Source organism: Butyrivibrio sp. AE3004, from assembly GCF_000703165.1.
In the GTDB taxonomy this organism is placed as follows: Bacteria; Bacillota; Clostridia; order Lachnospirales; family Lachnospiraceae; genus Butyrivibrio.
The window spans coordinates 157,644-171,784 of the sequence record NZ_JNLQ01000002.1 but is presented as its reverse complement, the minus strand read 5'-3'; the positions used below and the strand labels follow the sequence as shown (position 1 = coordinate 171,784).

The 14,141-nt window shown below is 41.3% G+C and carries 24 protein-coding genes; all 24 read right to left on the bottom strand.

Annotated elements, in window-relative coordinates:
* Positions 1 to 47: 47 nt before the first annotated feature.
* Positions 48 to 467 (bottom strand): HIRAN domain-containing protein, encoded by a 420-nt coding sequence (locus BV60_RS0103160; RefSeq protein ID WP_029319450.1) that lies wholly within the window; start codon positions 465 to 467, stop codon positions 48 to 50.
* A 10-nt stretch (positions 468 to 477) separates the two neighbouring features.
* On the bottom strand, positions 478 to 1,569 hold the full coding sequence (locus BV60_RS0103155; protein WP_029319448.1) for a J domain-containing protein: 1,092 nt from the start codon (positions 1,567 to 1,569) through the stop codon (positions 478 to 480).
* The gene (locus tag BV60_RS0103150; RefSeq protein WP_029319446.1) at positions 1,569 to 1,763 is read right to left on the bottom strand and encodes a hypothetical protein; all 195 of its coding nucleotides are present in this window, start codon (positions 1,761 to 1,763) and stop codon (positions 1,569 to 1,571) included. The genes BV60_RS0103155 and BV60_RS0103150 overlap by 1 nt, the downstream gene beginning before the upstream one ends.
* An 87-nt stretch (positions 1,764 to 1,850) precedes the next feature.
* Positions 1,851 to 2,012 carry a hypothetical protein gene (locus BV60_RS23005; RefSeq protein WP_156035939.1) on the bottom strand — a complete coding sequence of 54 codons (162 nt, stop codon included), beginning with the start codon at positions 2,010 to 2,012 and terminating at the stop codon, positions 1,851 to 1,853.
* 4 nt (positions 2,013 to 2,016) lie between these two features.
* Positions 2,017 to 2,394 carry a ParA family protein gene (locus BV60_RS0103140; RefSeq protein WP_051656484.1) on the bottom strand — a complete coding sequence of 126 codons (378 nt, stop codon included), beginning with the start codon at positions 2,392 to 2,394 and terminating at the stop codon, positions 2,017 to 2,019.
* Positions 2,382 to 2,630: a DUF6462 family protein gene (locus tag BV60_RS0103135; RefSeq protein ID WP_029319442.1), complete on the bottom strand. Its 249-nt coding sequence runs from the start codon at positions 2,628 to 2,630 to the stop codon at positions 2,382 to 2,384. The genes BV60_RS0103140 and BV60_RS0103135 overlap by 13 nt, the downstream gene beginning before the upstream one ends.
* The gene (locus BV60_RS20805) at positions 2,630 to 2,932 is read right to left on the bottom strand and encodes a DUF6462 family protein (RefSeq protein ID WP_035777053.1); all 303 of its coding nucleotides are present in this window, start codon (positions 2,930 to 2,932) and stop codon (positions 2,630 to 2,632) included. Before BV60_RS20805 ends, BV60_RS0103135 begins: the two co-directional genes overlap by 1 nt.
* An 11-nt stretch (positions 2,933 to 2,943) precedes the next feature.
* Positions 2,944 to 3,180, bottom strand: coding sequence for a DUF6462 family protein (locus tag BV60_RS0103125; RefSeq protein WP_029319438.1), 237 nt, complete (start codon positions 3,178 to 3,180; stop codon positions 2,944 to 2,946).
* The gene (locus tag BV60_RS0103120; RefSeq protein WP_029319436.1) at positions 3,177 to 3,422 is read right to left on the bottom strand and encodes a DUF6462 family protein; all 246 of its coding nucleotides are present in this window, start codon (positions 3,420 to 3,422) and stop codon (positions 3,177 to 3,179) included. Before BV60_RS0103120 ends, BV60_RS0103125 begins: the two co-directional genes overlap by 4 nt.
* A 291-nt stretch (positions 3,423 to 3,713) precedes the next feature.
* The gene (locus tag BV60_RS23000) at positions 3,714 to 3,920 is read right to left on the bottom strand and encodes a hypothetical protein (protein WP_156035937.1); all 207 of its coding nucleotides are present in this window, start codon (positions 3,918 to 3,920) and stop codon (positions 3,714 to 3,716) included.
* A gap of 81 nt (positions 3,921 to 4,001) precedes the next feature.
* Complete coding sequence (locus tag BV60_RS0103115) at positions 4,002 to 5,228, bottom strand: tyrosine-type recombinase/integrase (RefSeq protein WP_242840933.1); 1,227 nt, start codon at positions 5,226 to 5,228, stop codon at positions 4,002 to 4,004.
* 166 nt (positions 5,229 to 5,394) lie between these two features.
* Entirely contained in the window at positions 5,395 to 5,622 is a 228-nt protein-coding gene (locus BV60_RS0103110; protein WP_026653326.1) for a DUF6462 family protein, read from the bottom strand.
* Positions 5,623 to 5,625: 3 nt separating this feature from the next.
* Entirely contained in the window at positions 5,626 to 6,204 is a 579-nt protein-coding gene (locus BV60_RS0103105) for a hypothetical protein (protein ID WP_029319432.1), read from the bottom strand.
* Positions 6,205 to 6,323: 119 nt separating this feature from the next.
* On the bottom strand, positions 6,324 to 6,668 hold the full coding sequence (locus tag BV60_RS21620; protein ID WP_051656483.1) for a helix-turn-helix domain-containing protein: 345 nt from the start codon (positions 6,666 to 6,668) through the stop codon (positions 6,324 to 6,326).
* Positions 6,669 to 6,946: 278 nt separating this feature from the next.
* Positions 6,947 to 7,192, bottom strand: coding sequence for a hypothetical protein (locus BV60_RS0103095; RefSeq protein ID WP_029319429.1), 246 nt, complete (start codon positions 7,190 to 7,192; stop codon positions 6,947 to 6,949).
* Positions 7,193 to 7,574: 382 nt separating this feature from the next.
* Positions 7,575 to 8,105 carry a hypothetical protein gene (locus BV60_RS0103090; RefSeq protein WP_029319427.1) on the bottom strand — a complete coding sequence of 177 codons (531 nt, stop codon included), beginning with the start codon at positions 8,103 to 8,105 and terminating at the stop codon, positions 7,575 to 7,577.
* A gap of 246 nt (positions 8,106 to 8,351) precedes the next feature.
* Positions 8,352 to 8,516, bottom strand: coding sequence for a hypothetical protein (locus tag BV60_RS23430; RefSeq protein WP_197029514.1), 165 nt, complete (start codon positions 8,514 to 8,516; stop codon positions 8,352 to 8,354).
* 41 nt (positions 8,517 to 8,557) lie between these two features.
* Positions 8,558 to 9,856 (bottom strand): hypothetical protein, encoded by a 1,299-nt coding sequence (locus tag BV60_RS0103080; RefSeq protein ID WP_029319425.1) that lies wholly within the window; start codon positions 9,854 to 9,856, stop codon positions 8,558 to 8,560.
* 124 nt (positions 9,857 to 9,980) lie between these two features.
* Positions 9,981 to 10,208 carry a hypothetical protein gene (locus BV60_RS0103075; RefSeq protein ID WP_029319423.1) on the bottom strand — a complete coding sequence of 76 codons (228 nt, stop codon included), beginning with the start codon at positions 10,206 to 10,208 and terminating at the stop codon, positions 9,981 to 9,983.
* 176 nt (positions 10,209 to 10,384) lie between these two features.
* Positions 10,385 to 10,777 carry a hypothetical protein gene (locus BV60_RS0103065; protein ID WP_029319421.1) on the bottom strand — a complete coding sequence of 131 codons (393 nt, stop codon included), beginning with the start codon at positions 10,775 to 10,777 and terminating at the stop codon, positions 10,385 to 10,387.
* The gene (locus BV60_RS0103060) at positions 10,774 to 11,142 is read right to left on the bottom strand and encodes a hypothetical protein (RefSeq protein ID WP_029319420.1); all 369 of its coding nucleotides are present in this window, start codon (positions 11,140 to 11,142) and stop codon (positions 10,774 to 10,776) included. The genes BV60_RS0103065 and BV60_RS0103060 overlap by 4 nt, the downstream gene beginning before the upstream one ends.
* Positions 11,142 to 12,053, bottom strand: coding sequence for a MerR family transcriptional regulator (locus tag BV60_RS0103055; protein WP_029319418.1), 912 nt, complete (start codon positions 12,051 to 12,053; stop codon positions 11,142 to 11,144). Before BV60_RS0103055 ends, BV60_RS0103060 begins: the two co-directional genes overlap by 1 nt.
* Positions 12,054 to 12,140: 87 nt before the next feature.
* Positions 12,141 to 12,812, bottom strand: a complete 672-nt coding sequence (locus tag BV60_RS0103050; RefSeq protein WP_029319415.1) for an SIMPL domain-containing protein — start codon at positions 12,810 to 12,812, stop codon at positions 12,141 to 12,143.
* Between the two features lie 2 nt (positions 12,813 to 12,814).
* Complete coding sequence (locus tag BV60_RS23425; RefSeq protein ID WP_081846560.1) at positions 12,815 to 14,092, bottom strand: ADP-ribosylglycohydrolase family protein; 1,278 nt, start codon at positions 14,090 to 14,092, stop codon at positions 12,815 to 12,817.
* Positions 14,093 to 14,141 lie beyond the last annotated feature (49 nt).

Below are 14,141 nucleotides of genomic sequence, written 5' to 3'. Positions count from 1 at the left end.
AAGGTTACGAATCGCAACCAAGCGGTTTCTTTTCGTAACCCCAACAGTCAATCACGCATATAAACATCAATGTAAATCTCTATCCAGGAGTCGTCCTCATCCAGATCGTCACCTATATCGCCGCCCTTAACAATTCCAAAGAGCTCCTTCCCGGCATCCATAAGGTGATAGAGCACCTCATTTTTACGGCGCGGTATATATCCCAGCTTCTTACCCTTCGGGTCCAGAACTAAAATAGCTTTCTCATCATATTTATTCTTTGGTTCTAGCCGGAGCGTAACCTTATCACCTTCCTTAAGTGCCTTGGCAAGCTTATAAATGGTCTTAACATGCATAGCTCCATTTATCATGGTGTTCATCAAAAAAATATCTCTTGAAAACGGTAGCTGCGTATCAATACCATGTTTACTAAGAATACTGGACGTTAAAGCATCATTCTGGATATTTGTAAGTTCATTATCTGCCATGGCTGCTCTCCTATGACTTCTTTCTCTTACGTTTCTCTGCTTCTTTCTGATTCTTTTCCGCTATTTCACTAAGTTCCAGAATCTTTTTCTGTAATTCTATGATCTTATCAGCACAAACCCTGTTAAACTCAGCTATTTCATCCTGCCTCTTGGCGACAGCCTCCTCATCGGCGAGGAAGTCCTTTTCGTTATAAGGGAAGCTGTTCTTTATTTCCTCTATATGCTCCATGAGGACTTCAACTTTCTCAGCGAGTTTTGCACGGAGCTCACGGAGCTTGATAAGATCTTCCGGTGTGTCGCTGTATTTCTCAGTCAGTTCTGTATCATCCAACTGGTCTGCTATTTCACGGAGAGTCTCAAGGTCACCTTCAGAATATGCCTTCTGTGCTTTCCGAAGCAGTTCCATCTCCTTCTCAGTAGCATCCGGGTTAGCATCGGGATGGAGCTTTTTAACAATATATCTGTATAGGCGCTTCAGCTCCTGCTTTGGAGTCTCATTTACTCTTTCAGCCCCTAATCCTTCTGATTCAGCCCTGTCTCCATCAGTACTGGAATCATTGCTTTTTTCCTCTGAGTCTTCCTTTGGGGGCTCTTCCTCTTTAGCTTTACCCTCTTCGGATTCATTTTTATCAGACTTTTTGCCCTTTTTCTTTGAGGAATCCCTTCCAGCCCTACGCTCTTCTTCGGCTTTTTCCTCGTTTTCCTGATCTTTCTTGGCACGACGCTTTGCATACTCGCTGTCCCGCTTCATGTCCTCAGCTTTTTTGTGAAGATCTTCTTCGTATTCCTTGTACTCTTCTTCAATCCGCTTTTGGACATCCTCATATTTGGCAGCTTCCTGTCGATTGATAGCTGCCTGCAAGAGCTCAATCGCTCGTTTGAGCCTGGCTATCTCCAATCTATAGGCTTGCGCCTGATACTCAAGATTGCCCACTTTCTGGTCGTACTCTGCCCTTAGTTCAACGCAAACATGGTTTTCAAGATCGTCAATCTCTTCTGCAAGAGCCGCGAGCTTAAGTTCCAGCTCAAGAATCTCTTCCACAAGCTTGTCGTATTCACTTACTACCGGAATTATTTCTGCAGATTTCATTTTTCTTGCCATCAGAACATTCTCTTGCCGGTCTTAGCCAGAATATATGCTTCGTCATAGGTACAGTTATTCTCCCGGGCGAACTGGATAAGAGCTTTATCCAGATATGGGTATTTCCTGGATTTCACAAATCCCCGGTCACATTCCAGCCAAGCTCTGTGATATAAAGCTTTCAGTTTTTCTTCATCAACATCAAACAATCCCATAGCTTCACCTCTTCCGGTTCAGTTTGTAACCAACAACAGCACCTATGATGCAGTCTACTATATGAGTCCGATTTGAAATATTGCCATTTATAACCCCACAATTGGAGTATCATCCTTATAATTCCCTTTTCTAAATTCAAAAAAGGAATTAAAATCTACGCTGTTCTCTGCTTTTCTTGATATTTCTACTTCTTCTCGGTGAAGTTTCTCCCAAACAGAATACTGCTCAGGAGTCAGTTCATCCTTCATACCGTCATAAACCGCCTGATTTCTGGCAATCAATATAATCCCTGAGCACCAGCTCCCTGCTCATGACATTTACAAGTGCTACCTCCGCCGTGGAAAGTCCTATGTTAGAAGGAAGTACATCAATATTGTCGCTGTGATGGATAATTGCAAAATTCTCGGGAATCTCTTCCTCATTTACAAGCTTCTCGATAACATCAACTACAGTCTCATCGAGATTATCCGGTTCCATACAACCCATGCATATTGACATCGATGCCTGCGGATCCAGGTCTACCAGGAGAACCTTTTGACCCTGGGCTGCCAATCCAGCCCCCAGATTCACTGCTGTTGTGGTTTTACCCACTCCGCCTTTCTGATTTGCGATTGCTATTACCTTGCCCATCTTTTCCTACCATCCTTTCCATGTTTTCTAAGATAATCTTCAAAAATCTCTCTTTTTATCAGCACTCTCTTATGAAGTTTGTAAACGGCTCCCGCTTTCCTTGCGGCATTGGTAACCGCCTTGATGCTCATGTCATAATAATCAGAGGCCATGTTGTAGGTTATGTATCTTCTCTGTGCAAATAAAATATCTTCATCATCAATCTGATCTGAGAACTTCCAAATCGTTCCGTACATTACTTTCCCTCTCTCTGTGCCAAATACTTGGCTTCAATATTTCCATACGCGTCATACTGTCCAGGCGGAAGATGGAATCTCTCGAGATATTGTTCAAAAATCTCCACGTTTATCCTGACTATGTTCCCATCCCTGTAGATTGCACCGCACTGGTCAGCAAGTTCCAATATCTTTTTGTGGGTGAGACTGTAAACCAGTTCAGCCTCTTTATAACTCAGGTACTTTCTCCGCAGCACCCTTGCATTTTCTCTGATCTCATCAAGCTTCTCGTCATTGTAATAATTTGTCTCATGTACTTTCATTGGCGACCTCCTCAGAACGATGTGGCTTTTCTGAATGACAGGAGATAGTTCTCAAGCACCTCTCTGTCAATCCAGACCATGTTGTTATTAACTTCGATAACAGCATCGCAGTCATTTGCGTACTTCATCAGAGTAGTTCTGGCCAGTCCAAAGTAATCCTCAGCCACTTTCACCCTAAGGAGGCGTGCTCCCTGTTCCTTCGCCAGTTTAAGCTGTTCCTTGTAACGCGCTCTGCTTCCTTCTCTCATCTTTTTGGTCTCCCTTCGACTTGTGGTTCATTCCTTTTGCTTAACAAATATTCCTCAACCCGCTCTGTATCGATCCATACCAGGGATTTGCCCATTTCAATCCTGGCACCGCATTTAATGGCGATCTTCATGAGTGTTTTCCGCTCTACGCCAAAATACTCCGCAGCAAAATCCGGTCTTAAGAGCCGAGCTGATTTCTGCTTTGTCATCTTGAGTTTTTCTCTGTAAGCCTCACGATCCATTACTACAGTCTCCCTTCTTTGGTTTTTGTACCGATGAGAGAACCTTCCGAGGAAACCAACAAAAAAAGAGCCGCTTTTTAAATTTCTTTAAAAAGTGACTCTTTGTATTCTCGTGTCTGTTATTATTCAATTGACGGTAATATCTTGTCTGTTATCGTACTTTTTCGCCTTTTCACAACCCTGTGTTGCAAAATCGTTGCAAATGTACGACCCCAATGCCGCAAACCCGCATGGTTGGAGCCTTTTATTTGCCGAGTGACTTGAGTGTCGGGATAATTAGAGTGGTCTCTATCATCCACGACCATTACTGTCCATACACGTCCACTTGAAATCTTTCATCTCAATTTTGAGATACCACACAAGTCCACCGAAGTACCAGAAAGTGTTGTAAACTGCGTGGCAGGCCTCATTTTTATTGGATCTGTGTGGACACTCACCAATGAAGCCCAAATGTATGTAGTAGTCATCCAATGAGGACATTTTGACTACACATTTCACTACATTACATCTCATAAATTCTATGAGTGATGTTTTATACTCATATTATAATACTCCATTTTAATCCATTCAAGAACTTTTTCAAATGATGATCTTACCCTCCAAATGAGCCATGATTTCCTGCTTCTTTTCCTTGGTGGCATCAGCATAGATGTTCATGGTGGTGGTGATGTCCCTGTGTCCCATAAGAGACTGGATCACCTTGATGTTACTCTCGTTTTCGCAAAGTCTTGTACAGAAGGTATGACGGAGAATGTGGCAGGTGATCTCTTCAGGCAAAAGAAATGGTTCTCTTCCCTCATCAGCTGCTGTAGCAACCTCATGTTCATTGTACCAGTCTACTGCGCTGTGTATTGCGCGATTCACTGCTCCGGGCAGAAGAACGTTCTGATTGCTGGAGATAAAAATGAAATCCTTGAATCCATCAATCTCTTCATTGCAGAATCCCAGGATCTTCTGGAACTCGTATTCCATAAGGAAAGCATCAAATACTTCCTGCACCATGGGTATATCTCTTGTACCTGCATCAGTCTTGGTAGTCTGGATACGCTTCTTGCATTCTCCGAATTCATCAGGTCTGTCACTGAAGCTGCGGTTCACATGAACAATACGGTTCTCCATATCAATGCTGTCGGTCCAGGAAAGCGCTAATGCTTCACCTATACGAAGTCCGGTTCCGAGCAGAACTGTCATAAGTGGGAGCCAACCATGAAACTCAGGATTGTTCCTGAAGATATCCATGAAAACCTGCTGTTCTTTTACAGTCAGAGCTTTTCTGTCCGGCTTCTCCCAGAATCTGCTGCGCTTGATCTCAGCCATAACATCATCCGTAGGGTTAGTTCTGATAAGTCCATCTCTTACAGCCATCTGGAAGGCGGGTCTTAAGATCGTATGTACATGATCTACTGTCGTTGCCTTGAGGCCACGTTCTACGATTAGGCCGTAATAATACTTCTTGATATCAGAATACTTCACATCCACGATCCTGTGCTTGCCGAAGTCATTCTTGATATACTGGTTGTACATCTTAACGTAAGTACCCTTTGTAGTAATCTTCAGATTGTGCTTGGTAGAAAGATAATTCTCAACCATATGGTTCACTTCAATGTACTTGGATTTTACCGGATCAAGTCCGTCATCGTAATCTCTGTGAAGCTTTTTCTCAGCCTCCCTCAGCTCTACCAAAGACTTACGATATATGTAGTGTCTTTTGCCCATACGGTCTGTATAGGAATATGTATATCTACCGTCCTTTCTTACGCTCTCGCCGGTGTTAAGTCTGTACCCCTTTGCGTCTTTTCTGTACATGATCATGTCCTCCTTCTATTAATAAAGAAGAGGAATAATCGGTTCATATGTTAATTATAATCCGCGACATTCCTCTGTTTCAATCCATTTTTATCCTTGCAAACCGCCTCAAACCCGCATAAATGCTGCTATTTGGATTTCATTGGACAGCATTGGATTCCTACGGTTATCTATTTGAATCACAAAAATTTTCAAGATATTCATTGACCTTCAGAGTATTGACCAATACCCTTCTCTTGATGTGGTAAACAGCTCCTGCATCCCTAGCCAGATCCTGGAAGGTGTGAAGTCCCATGGAATAGAGATCTTTACCTTCCGCGTATGAAACAAAAATCTTCTGGCCTCCCGTAACAGCCTTTGATACATCTTCTATTGCACTTATTCTCTTTGGCATTTCTCATTCCTCCGTTTTTATCTTTATGCCTCTCCTTGCTCTTATCAGGCAGATCGCTCGTTTCCTGACTTTTCCACGGCTCCGTGTAAGACGGTGCTTGGTGGCATCGTAGCCACTGTTGCTGTCTTCTGCTACCTTGCTGATATCCTTTACTCCGTTCAAAATGTCCTTAAGCTCTGCTCTGGGCTTTGGCTTTAAAGTCTCAATCGCCTTTATGATGTCTGAGTAATCACTTCTCATCATCTTCAGGGTCTCTATGTCATCCCGGTGCTTCATATCTTCATCTGCGCCTCTCATGACTTGCTCGATATTGCCTGACTGAAGATCCCTTGCAAGCTGGACATTATTTGTTGCTTCATTTCCTGTCGGATCTCCTGTACCTGAAGTCTGCACCCTCACTCCAGGATCTCCTCTCTCAGCTCTCTTGTTATAAAGCTTTTCTTCTTTCAATGTGTTGCGGAGGTCTTCCTCAAACAGATCTATCAGCATGATAAAATTATCAAAATGCTCGAGGATAATATTGATTCTTTCCTTGTCCTCCGCCTCTGCATAAATCTTTACAATACTTTCTTCCGCTGACATTTTTCCTCCTTTTCAAAGTGTTGCCTTAAGACACTTTAATGATAAAACAGTGAAAGTGCCGTAGCCGTCGGTATCTGCGAACTTAGTTCGATATTTGCGACGAGCTGGTAAAAGAGCTGTCATAGTATTGAAAGCGCTCTTATCTGCTCAATTGCAATCTTCCGGGCTCTGGGATTTCTAATGGAGTAGAAAGCCTGCAGCATCTCATCAACTTCTGATGCATATTCCCTCTTTTCCTTATCTCCGGCTCCAAACAGGATCCAGTCAGCAGAGACATCAAACAAAGATGCATAGTCGATCACATTTACTGATGAAAGAGATCTTTTACCGGATTCATATTCTGAAACCATGCTCCTGCTTCCAAGATTAAGGCGCCTTGCAAGTTCCTCCTGACTCATTCCCTTCTGAACTCTTAATGTTCTGATTCTCTCTCCAATCTCTCTTGTGTTATTTCTTGCTTCCATTTTTCCTCCGATCCGGAGTCTTCAAACGGAAGCAACCGCGCCAAGAGCATATAAAAAGAGCCTGCAAAACTTTAATAAACCGTAGGTTAAAAACCTTTCGGTATACTTCCGTTTTGCAGACTCCTTCGATGTTACGTGTTGTTAGTTACACGACTCTTTAAGCTCTTGGCAAATCTTTAGGCAGGTGATGCTGTTCCTAGCTCGGTGGCTCTGCACTAGTCCATCATCTGCCGCATTAACATATTAAGTTGTATATTGGCCAGAAGCTTCCAGCCGCATCAGTTGGTCAGTAGTGCCAACTCCTTCTGATACCTGAGCATCCTCTCTGTAAAGGACTGCTCATCACTCTCTTCATCATTAACTATAGTAGTAACAAAACTCTTGGTCACACATATCGTTATCAGGTTGCCGCACTCTTCACATATCTCATCTACATCGGCACGTCTGGCCTTCATGATCTTATTACCACAAACCGGGCAGTTAACCCAGCGTTCTCCCTCCATGGATAACTTCGCTCTTTTCAAACTCTTCACCCCCAAGCGAACAAAACCAATTGTTGATAGTTACAATTAACGGATTAGGGAAAGAAAACCGTTAGCTGATCTCTTTTATAGCTCCGCGGTTGCTATACTCTAATTATAGTAGTCTGAATAATAAGTCACAAGTAGAAATCGAACAGTTGTTCTGTCCTATTTTTTGTACACATTTACCAATCATCTGCTCCCTCTGCAGGAATTGGCTGTTTCCAAAATGTTGTCCCCGTTAGAACAACAACGATTTTACCACATAAATCCTGTCTTAACGTCCCTTTTTAGTTCTTTCTTTATCCGTGCTCTTTTCGCAGAAAGCCCTTGCATTGTTCTTACATTGTTCGCAGTTTGTTCGCATCATGTCCGCGCAATACTTTTAATCAATAATACCGTTATCACGGTCCTCCTGTTCCCTGCTCTCAGCATAATTCCAGATCAATATCCCAAACAGAGTAAGCGCTGCCTCACGCTTCTTGTAAAAGGCTGTCTTTCTGAGATTACACTCATTAAAAAGCTGAACCTCTGTCTTGTATTCTGACAAATAACTTGCTTCCAGTATCTTCTTATACAAAGCTCCATCCGGAGGGAACTGCTCCATTTTGTTCATGATCATGGTGATCTTCTCATCAATCCAGGGACACGCCAGAGCATCCCAGACAAAAGCCTTCTGTTCCTCAAAAGAGTCCTTGATCTGATGCCTTGCAATATCCAAAAACTCTCTTCTCATCCTTCTCTTCTGCTTGTCCTCTTTCTCTTTACTTATAGGACTTTTCCAGGGATTACCTGCAATCTTGGAATCCTGATAAAGGGTAAAAAGAGTCTTCGACAGCAGGCACACCTCTTTTGGGTCCAGCTCAGCCTGCTCACACATAAAACAAATCCTTTTGTACGGATCAATCTGCCTCATAAAAAACCTCCTTCCATGGGCAACATACGTTATGTAAATGCAGGGCCTGTTTCTGCTGATACCATTAGAACATATAGGCTGTCCCATAAAATCCCCTGTCCAAAGGCGCACAAATAGGCACTTTGTTGTCCAAGGAAGTCCAAATAGCAGAGTATATCAAGGCTGATTTTTTAGGTTGTTTGGAGGCAGAAAAATAGCGCCTGCTGGGAATCCAGAAGGCGCTGGTGCTACTTTCAATACATATTATTATTTCTTTTTCTTCTTTTGATAATCAGATGATAAATTCATCATTTTTTTGAAGTAAGTATCTCCATCAATTTCCTCTTTATCATACTGGTTCATCAGTTTTTCAATCTTGCCCTTTAATTCCTCTCTGTCATTGTCCTTTTGCTTTTTTCCAAATAATCCCATATGTAACACCTCCTTAATATAAGTAAACTATTACTATCATTTCATGCATCAGCACTTATTCGATTTGGCAAATAAAACAACTTTCCTTCCCTTGCAATCAATCTTACATCTTCTTGATACAAATCTTCATCCTCAGCTATTTTAAAAGTAGAACAGCTATCTGCCTGATGCTCGATTCTTGCGATTGTACCTTTCGATATCTTTTTATAGTTAAAATCATCGTTAAACAATCCCAACGCTCCCATAAAGAAGCCTTCGACACCCTGTCGCTTTCTACGACTCTCTTCAACACTTATCTCCAAACGATTAACATGCTCATCATGCCACTCATTGAGTTTCGCAAGTGTTCCCTCAGACTGCTTTGCATATGGCAAATATAATGCGAAACTATTTTCTCTTGATATAGCTCCTAGATTCAATGTATAGGTCAAATCCGAAATCTTAGACATCAATTCCAATAAAATCTGCTGATACTTAAACCAATTTTCTGCTTCCACAATCTTCTTCTCATAAGTATCAAAATCCAGCCCTTTCTTCTCTGTTATTTCCTGAAGAGATAGATTTGCTTGTCCTAAAAGCTGTGCGCATTCATGCTCTAATGATTTCATATGTATGAGTTCCCGATTTCGTAACTCATCATTTTCCATCGTCTCTACCTGAAATGTTGAACTAGCCTGAACTTCAGCAACCAGCGCACAAACTTTGCTCTTAAATTCATTCTGTTGGAAATCCACAATCTTTTCTATTCCTGCATTTATACCATCAAGCTGCTCATTTATCTGAGACATGTAGTACTGGCCTACCACCATAGATGCAACGTTCATTACTGCATTTGCTGCACCTACAGCCGCAAGATTATTTGCTGCTTTGTTATCCACCGCAACCAAATTGGCATTTCCTTTGATGCTATTTGCAACTTCTCTATAAGATGCTCTATATGCACCTTCCATTGCTCGTGATTTATCCAACACTGCTCCACGCGGAATTATAGCCTGATATAATTGACCTGTTGCTTTTGCTGCATCTTGATATGTCTTTACTGCTCCAGTATTGGCAACAGCTTGTAATGTTCCTGGTACAGCATTATCTATCCTTGCTAATAATTTACTGTCCGTCACTTCAACTAATGCAGCTTCCTCTTGTTCAGTTAATTCAGAAAAATCTTCAAATCTTATAGCTAACTCATCAACGGGCTTTACTGAAAGAGAATTTTTCTTACTGTTCAAACTAAAGCCCAATTCCAAATTATTACTATGCTTTATCTTAACCACTTTGATAATCATAAAAGCCACTGCAACCGCGATGAGCAGTATGCATAGCACAATTATATATGGTGCCATTCTTATAACATCTCCATTTCATCACTAAATACATAACAATCAGGGCAAATGAAAATATATTTCCATGCCCCAATCACTTAATCTTCGACGCATCCATAATAGTACGCTTCCATGCATCATGCAATCAATCTTTCGCCAAATTCCAACCATGTTCTCTGTGAGGAAGATTAATTGGAAATCTACTATCTATAGTCTGAACAAGCTCTATATGTAACCAGTATATCCTGTCAAATTCAGGAGAATTATCCCAATTAAGCCTATCCATTTCTTTTTCCATCTCACGAGCCGTAGATCTCAACTCGTCCTCGGAAGCTTTTCTCATCCAATTCTTATTTACGTAATCGAATTTCATATAGCTGGTCTCCTTTTTCTAAAATAACAAATTTATGTTTCACCTAATATTCCGATCAAAATAACAATAAAAACAGCAGAAGACATTGGTGAAAAATATATCATCGAAAAAACTGCTGTCGCCATAATTAAAGTTAATAACCTCTTTGCGGCCAAACTCATTATTGTCTCCCCTCTTCAAGCAGATTTATTACCAGTAGTATATGACTCAACCCAAGTTTGCCCTGGCCCAAGGGTATAACCATGATCCGCTGCGGTCTCGGTCTTTTCTTGGGAAGCATTCCATCCAGGTGGCAAGTTACGAACATGTTCAGAAACATCATGCGCTGCTCTCTCGGCTTTTTCATGGACCTCACTATCAGATTCCTCAAATTGTTGGATGCATATCAAATCAGATGACATCAACTCGCCAGCAGCATTCTCCACTGTACAATCTTCTCTATCAGCAGAAGACAATGCCCACCATATGCCTCCTACTATGGCACCGGCTCCTACTACCCAAGGTGCATATTTTTTTATTTTCTCCTTAGCCCTTTCTTTAAAAGGCTTTTTCTCTTTTTCCTCGCTCATATATGTTTTTCCTCCTCGTTTATTTCAGGTTCTTCTTCATCAGGTGATTCTGTTTCATCTATCGCTCTATGGATACCCTCAATCAACTCAGCCTCTGCCTGTTTAACTTCAACTTCCTGGTCTTGCAGTTCTTTGCGCTCACGCTTATCTTTTATTGTTGTAAAAGCTTTATATCCTGCATAACCTAAAAGACCAAGTCCAAATGTAATCCCTTCAGCGATCAACACCTCAGCTCTTCCTTCAACCTTGCCTTCAAGTTTTCCTGCTCGCCTACTATTATCGCGGATCAACTCTAAATATTTTTCCGGTCCTCCATTCATTTTTGCATTATGTGCCATCTTTGAATAATCCCAGTTTTTTCCCATTATTTCTCTCCTAATCTAACAATACCTTTTGATAACGCTTCTTGATCTAATCCATTAACAAATTTTCTGAAGTTAATGTAAATACAATACAGTTCTTCTTCATCTACAAAATAATCCAAAGTAAATTGGAAAAAATGGTACATCATATCTCTATAGACATCACCTGCTCGCTGATCAAGTTCATCAGTAATAGGATCTATATTTTCATGTATCAAGTCTTCCATTATCTTGCTTTTGTTACTCAAATACTCTTCCACTAGTTCCTTTAGGAAATCTTTGATTTCATCATCACTTTCTACAGGTGTACTTGCCATTTCTGTAAATGCACTGACTAATTCGTCATCATCAATCTCTGTACCAGACATCCCCAATATCTTCTTGACTATGTCATACGCCGCAAATGCACGTTTTAGGATGATTTCATTATCAGTTTTAAAACTTTCTTTCTGACTTAAAAAGTCCACAATAAACACAAGCTTTATATAATCCCAAAATGCGTCAAAGTACTCTTTACTCCCGAACTTTGGGAGGTTCGTCTTCTCGGCCGATACCACTCCTGTGGCAACCAATTGTTTCTGGCTAAGTGAACTTAACTCTTTTATGTCAGAACGCATAACCCTTATGAATTCAAGCATCTGTATTCTTTTTTTATAGATATGAATTTGCTCTGCAATCCCTTCATCCGAATCATATTCTTCTGTTATGATCTTTTTCATGTCAGATATTCTATAACCCGCTAACAGATAAATCTTTATATCAAGCAGCCGATTCATATCTTCTTCTCCGAACTTGGAAACTTTTCCCTGCCCGTTCTTTTCTGGTTTTAGCACGCCATCCTTTTCTAGGCGTCTCACGTCATCCCTATCTAAGCCAAATATTTCTTGTATTTCAGAAGATGTTTTATCAATCATATCTGTCCCTCCTCTTACACTATAAACTTGGGAATTATTCCCAAGCAATAGCAAAATAAAAAAATATTTAGCTTACCTTGTTTTCTCTCACCCAATCTCCCATACTACAGTAACGGTATCAGAAACATCGATATCATCCGGTTCGATGTCCATATCAAAAGAGCTGCTTCCCTCTGTCATTACCGCATTGCAAATCATATCCCTGCGCATTGGTGCATATTCAAATTGAATCTCACCCCAAGAATAGTCAATATTCTTGATATCCTTTAAGCTCACACCTGCAGCCATAGTAAGAACTTCGGCCTTAGCCTTGGCATCTGCTACAGCCTTACCCAACAACTCATTCTTGGATGCTTCCGGATCTTTTACCGTGTAGCTGAGTCTGAAATCAGGATGTATTTCTTTTGCGTTAGCCAGGGCGTAAAGTATTTTGCCGAGCCTTGTATTGTCTGAATCAAATTCCACCTTAACTACATGTTTGAACTCATAGCCCACAAAGCGCTCTCTCCAGCTCTTATCTTTGGTCTGATAGCTCTCATATCTGGTATCTACATTGAACAGAACAGTCTTAACATCAGTTCTATTAAAGCCCTGTTTCTCTAGGATATCCTTCAGAGCTTCAGTATCATTTGAAGACTGCTCAAGAGTCTTATCGTATTCCTTATTCTGTCCCTCCAGAGTTATTGTAATTCTTGTCATATCAGGTCTTATCTTAAGATTTCCCTTGCCAGTTATCTTTATCATTCTCTCGTTTGCCATAATTACTTTTCCTCCTTTGACATCTCTACAATTGCCTTAATAAGGTCTTTTCTCAGTAAAAAATTCTCACTCCAAGGATTTATCATGATTCCTGCTTCAGATATATCCCCTGCAAATCCTTCAAGCAACTGCTCTATATCCATAACTAATGTATCTGAGCCTGCTCCCTTCTTGTATTCTTCACGAGATGTGAATGCCACTGCCCAAACAGCTCCTTCATTGTCTTCAATATGCTGGAACTTAAAGGACAGATCCTCGTCGGTACTGAACTCATCTCCAACAGCCAAATGATTCAAGTCCAGCTTTTCTGTCAAAGCCTGTGGTGCTATCACAGGAACTATAAACCTTCCATCTTCCTTGATTCTCTGGCAAAAAGCCTGAACCACGTTTGCCAGATTCTCGTGTGTAGTATCCGCACGGAAACTCTGAATTGCGGAAAAGATAATAAAATTACCCTCAAGATTCTGATCATCAGATGCTCCGCCATTTCGAAGTTCATTAAAAGCCTGTACAACATCAATCATGTCATCACCAAGTCTGTCACAGGTCTCCACCATCATCTTTACAGGGATACCATAAAATGCCTCTGCCATTCCACCGGCAATGCAAGTGAGAGTATCACAGTCTCCGCCAAGAGAAACCGCTGTTCTTATAACATCCTCAAAGTCCTGACCTTCAAGAAAAGCGGTTATTGCCTCCGGTACTGTCTTCTGGCATGATTCATTATGATAATATCCAGGTCTGATTTCATCGCAGGTCCTGCTAAGATCATAACCAAACTCTTTTACGATATACTCTTTTATCTCATCCTTAGTCGCTCCGGTCCTTGCCATGAATATCGCTACCGCTGTTGCCTCAGCTCCTTTGATTCCTTCAGGATGGTTGTGCGTAACCTCAGCTGTCCATCTGGCAACTTCTCTTGTCTTTTCTATGGTATCGTACAACCATCCCACTGATGAAACTCTCATTGCAGAGCCATTACCATAGCTTCCATATGGCTTTGGTTTTCTGCTTCCGAGCCAGTGAACAAATCTTCCGCCATAACCGGAATTGGGATACTTTCTTCCCCAAGCCTGCATCCTCTTAACCAGCTCTTCCTTGATCTCTTTTTCTCCGGAATCTTTACCTGCTGTCAAGATTGCATCTGCAACAGCTATTGTCATAACAGTATCGTCCGTGAAACGAACTCTTCTGTTCCACATCTCGAAATCCTTACTCTTATTACCTCTGTCAAATTCATAAGGTGCTCCAACCATATCTCCAAGAATCGCTCCGTACATATCTGCCTCCTATCCGCTTGCGCTATTTGCTCTCTTGTTATGAGATAAG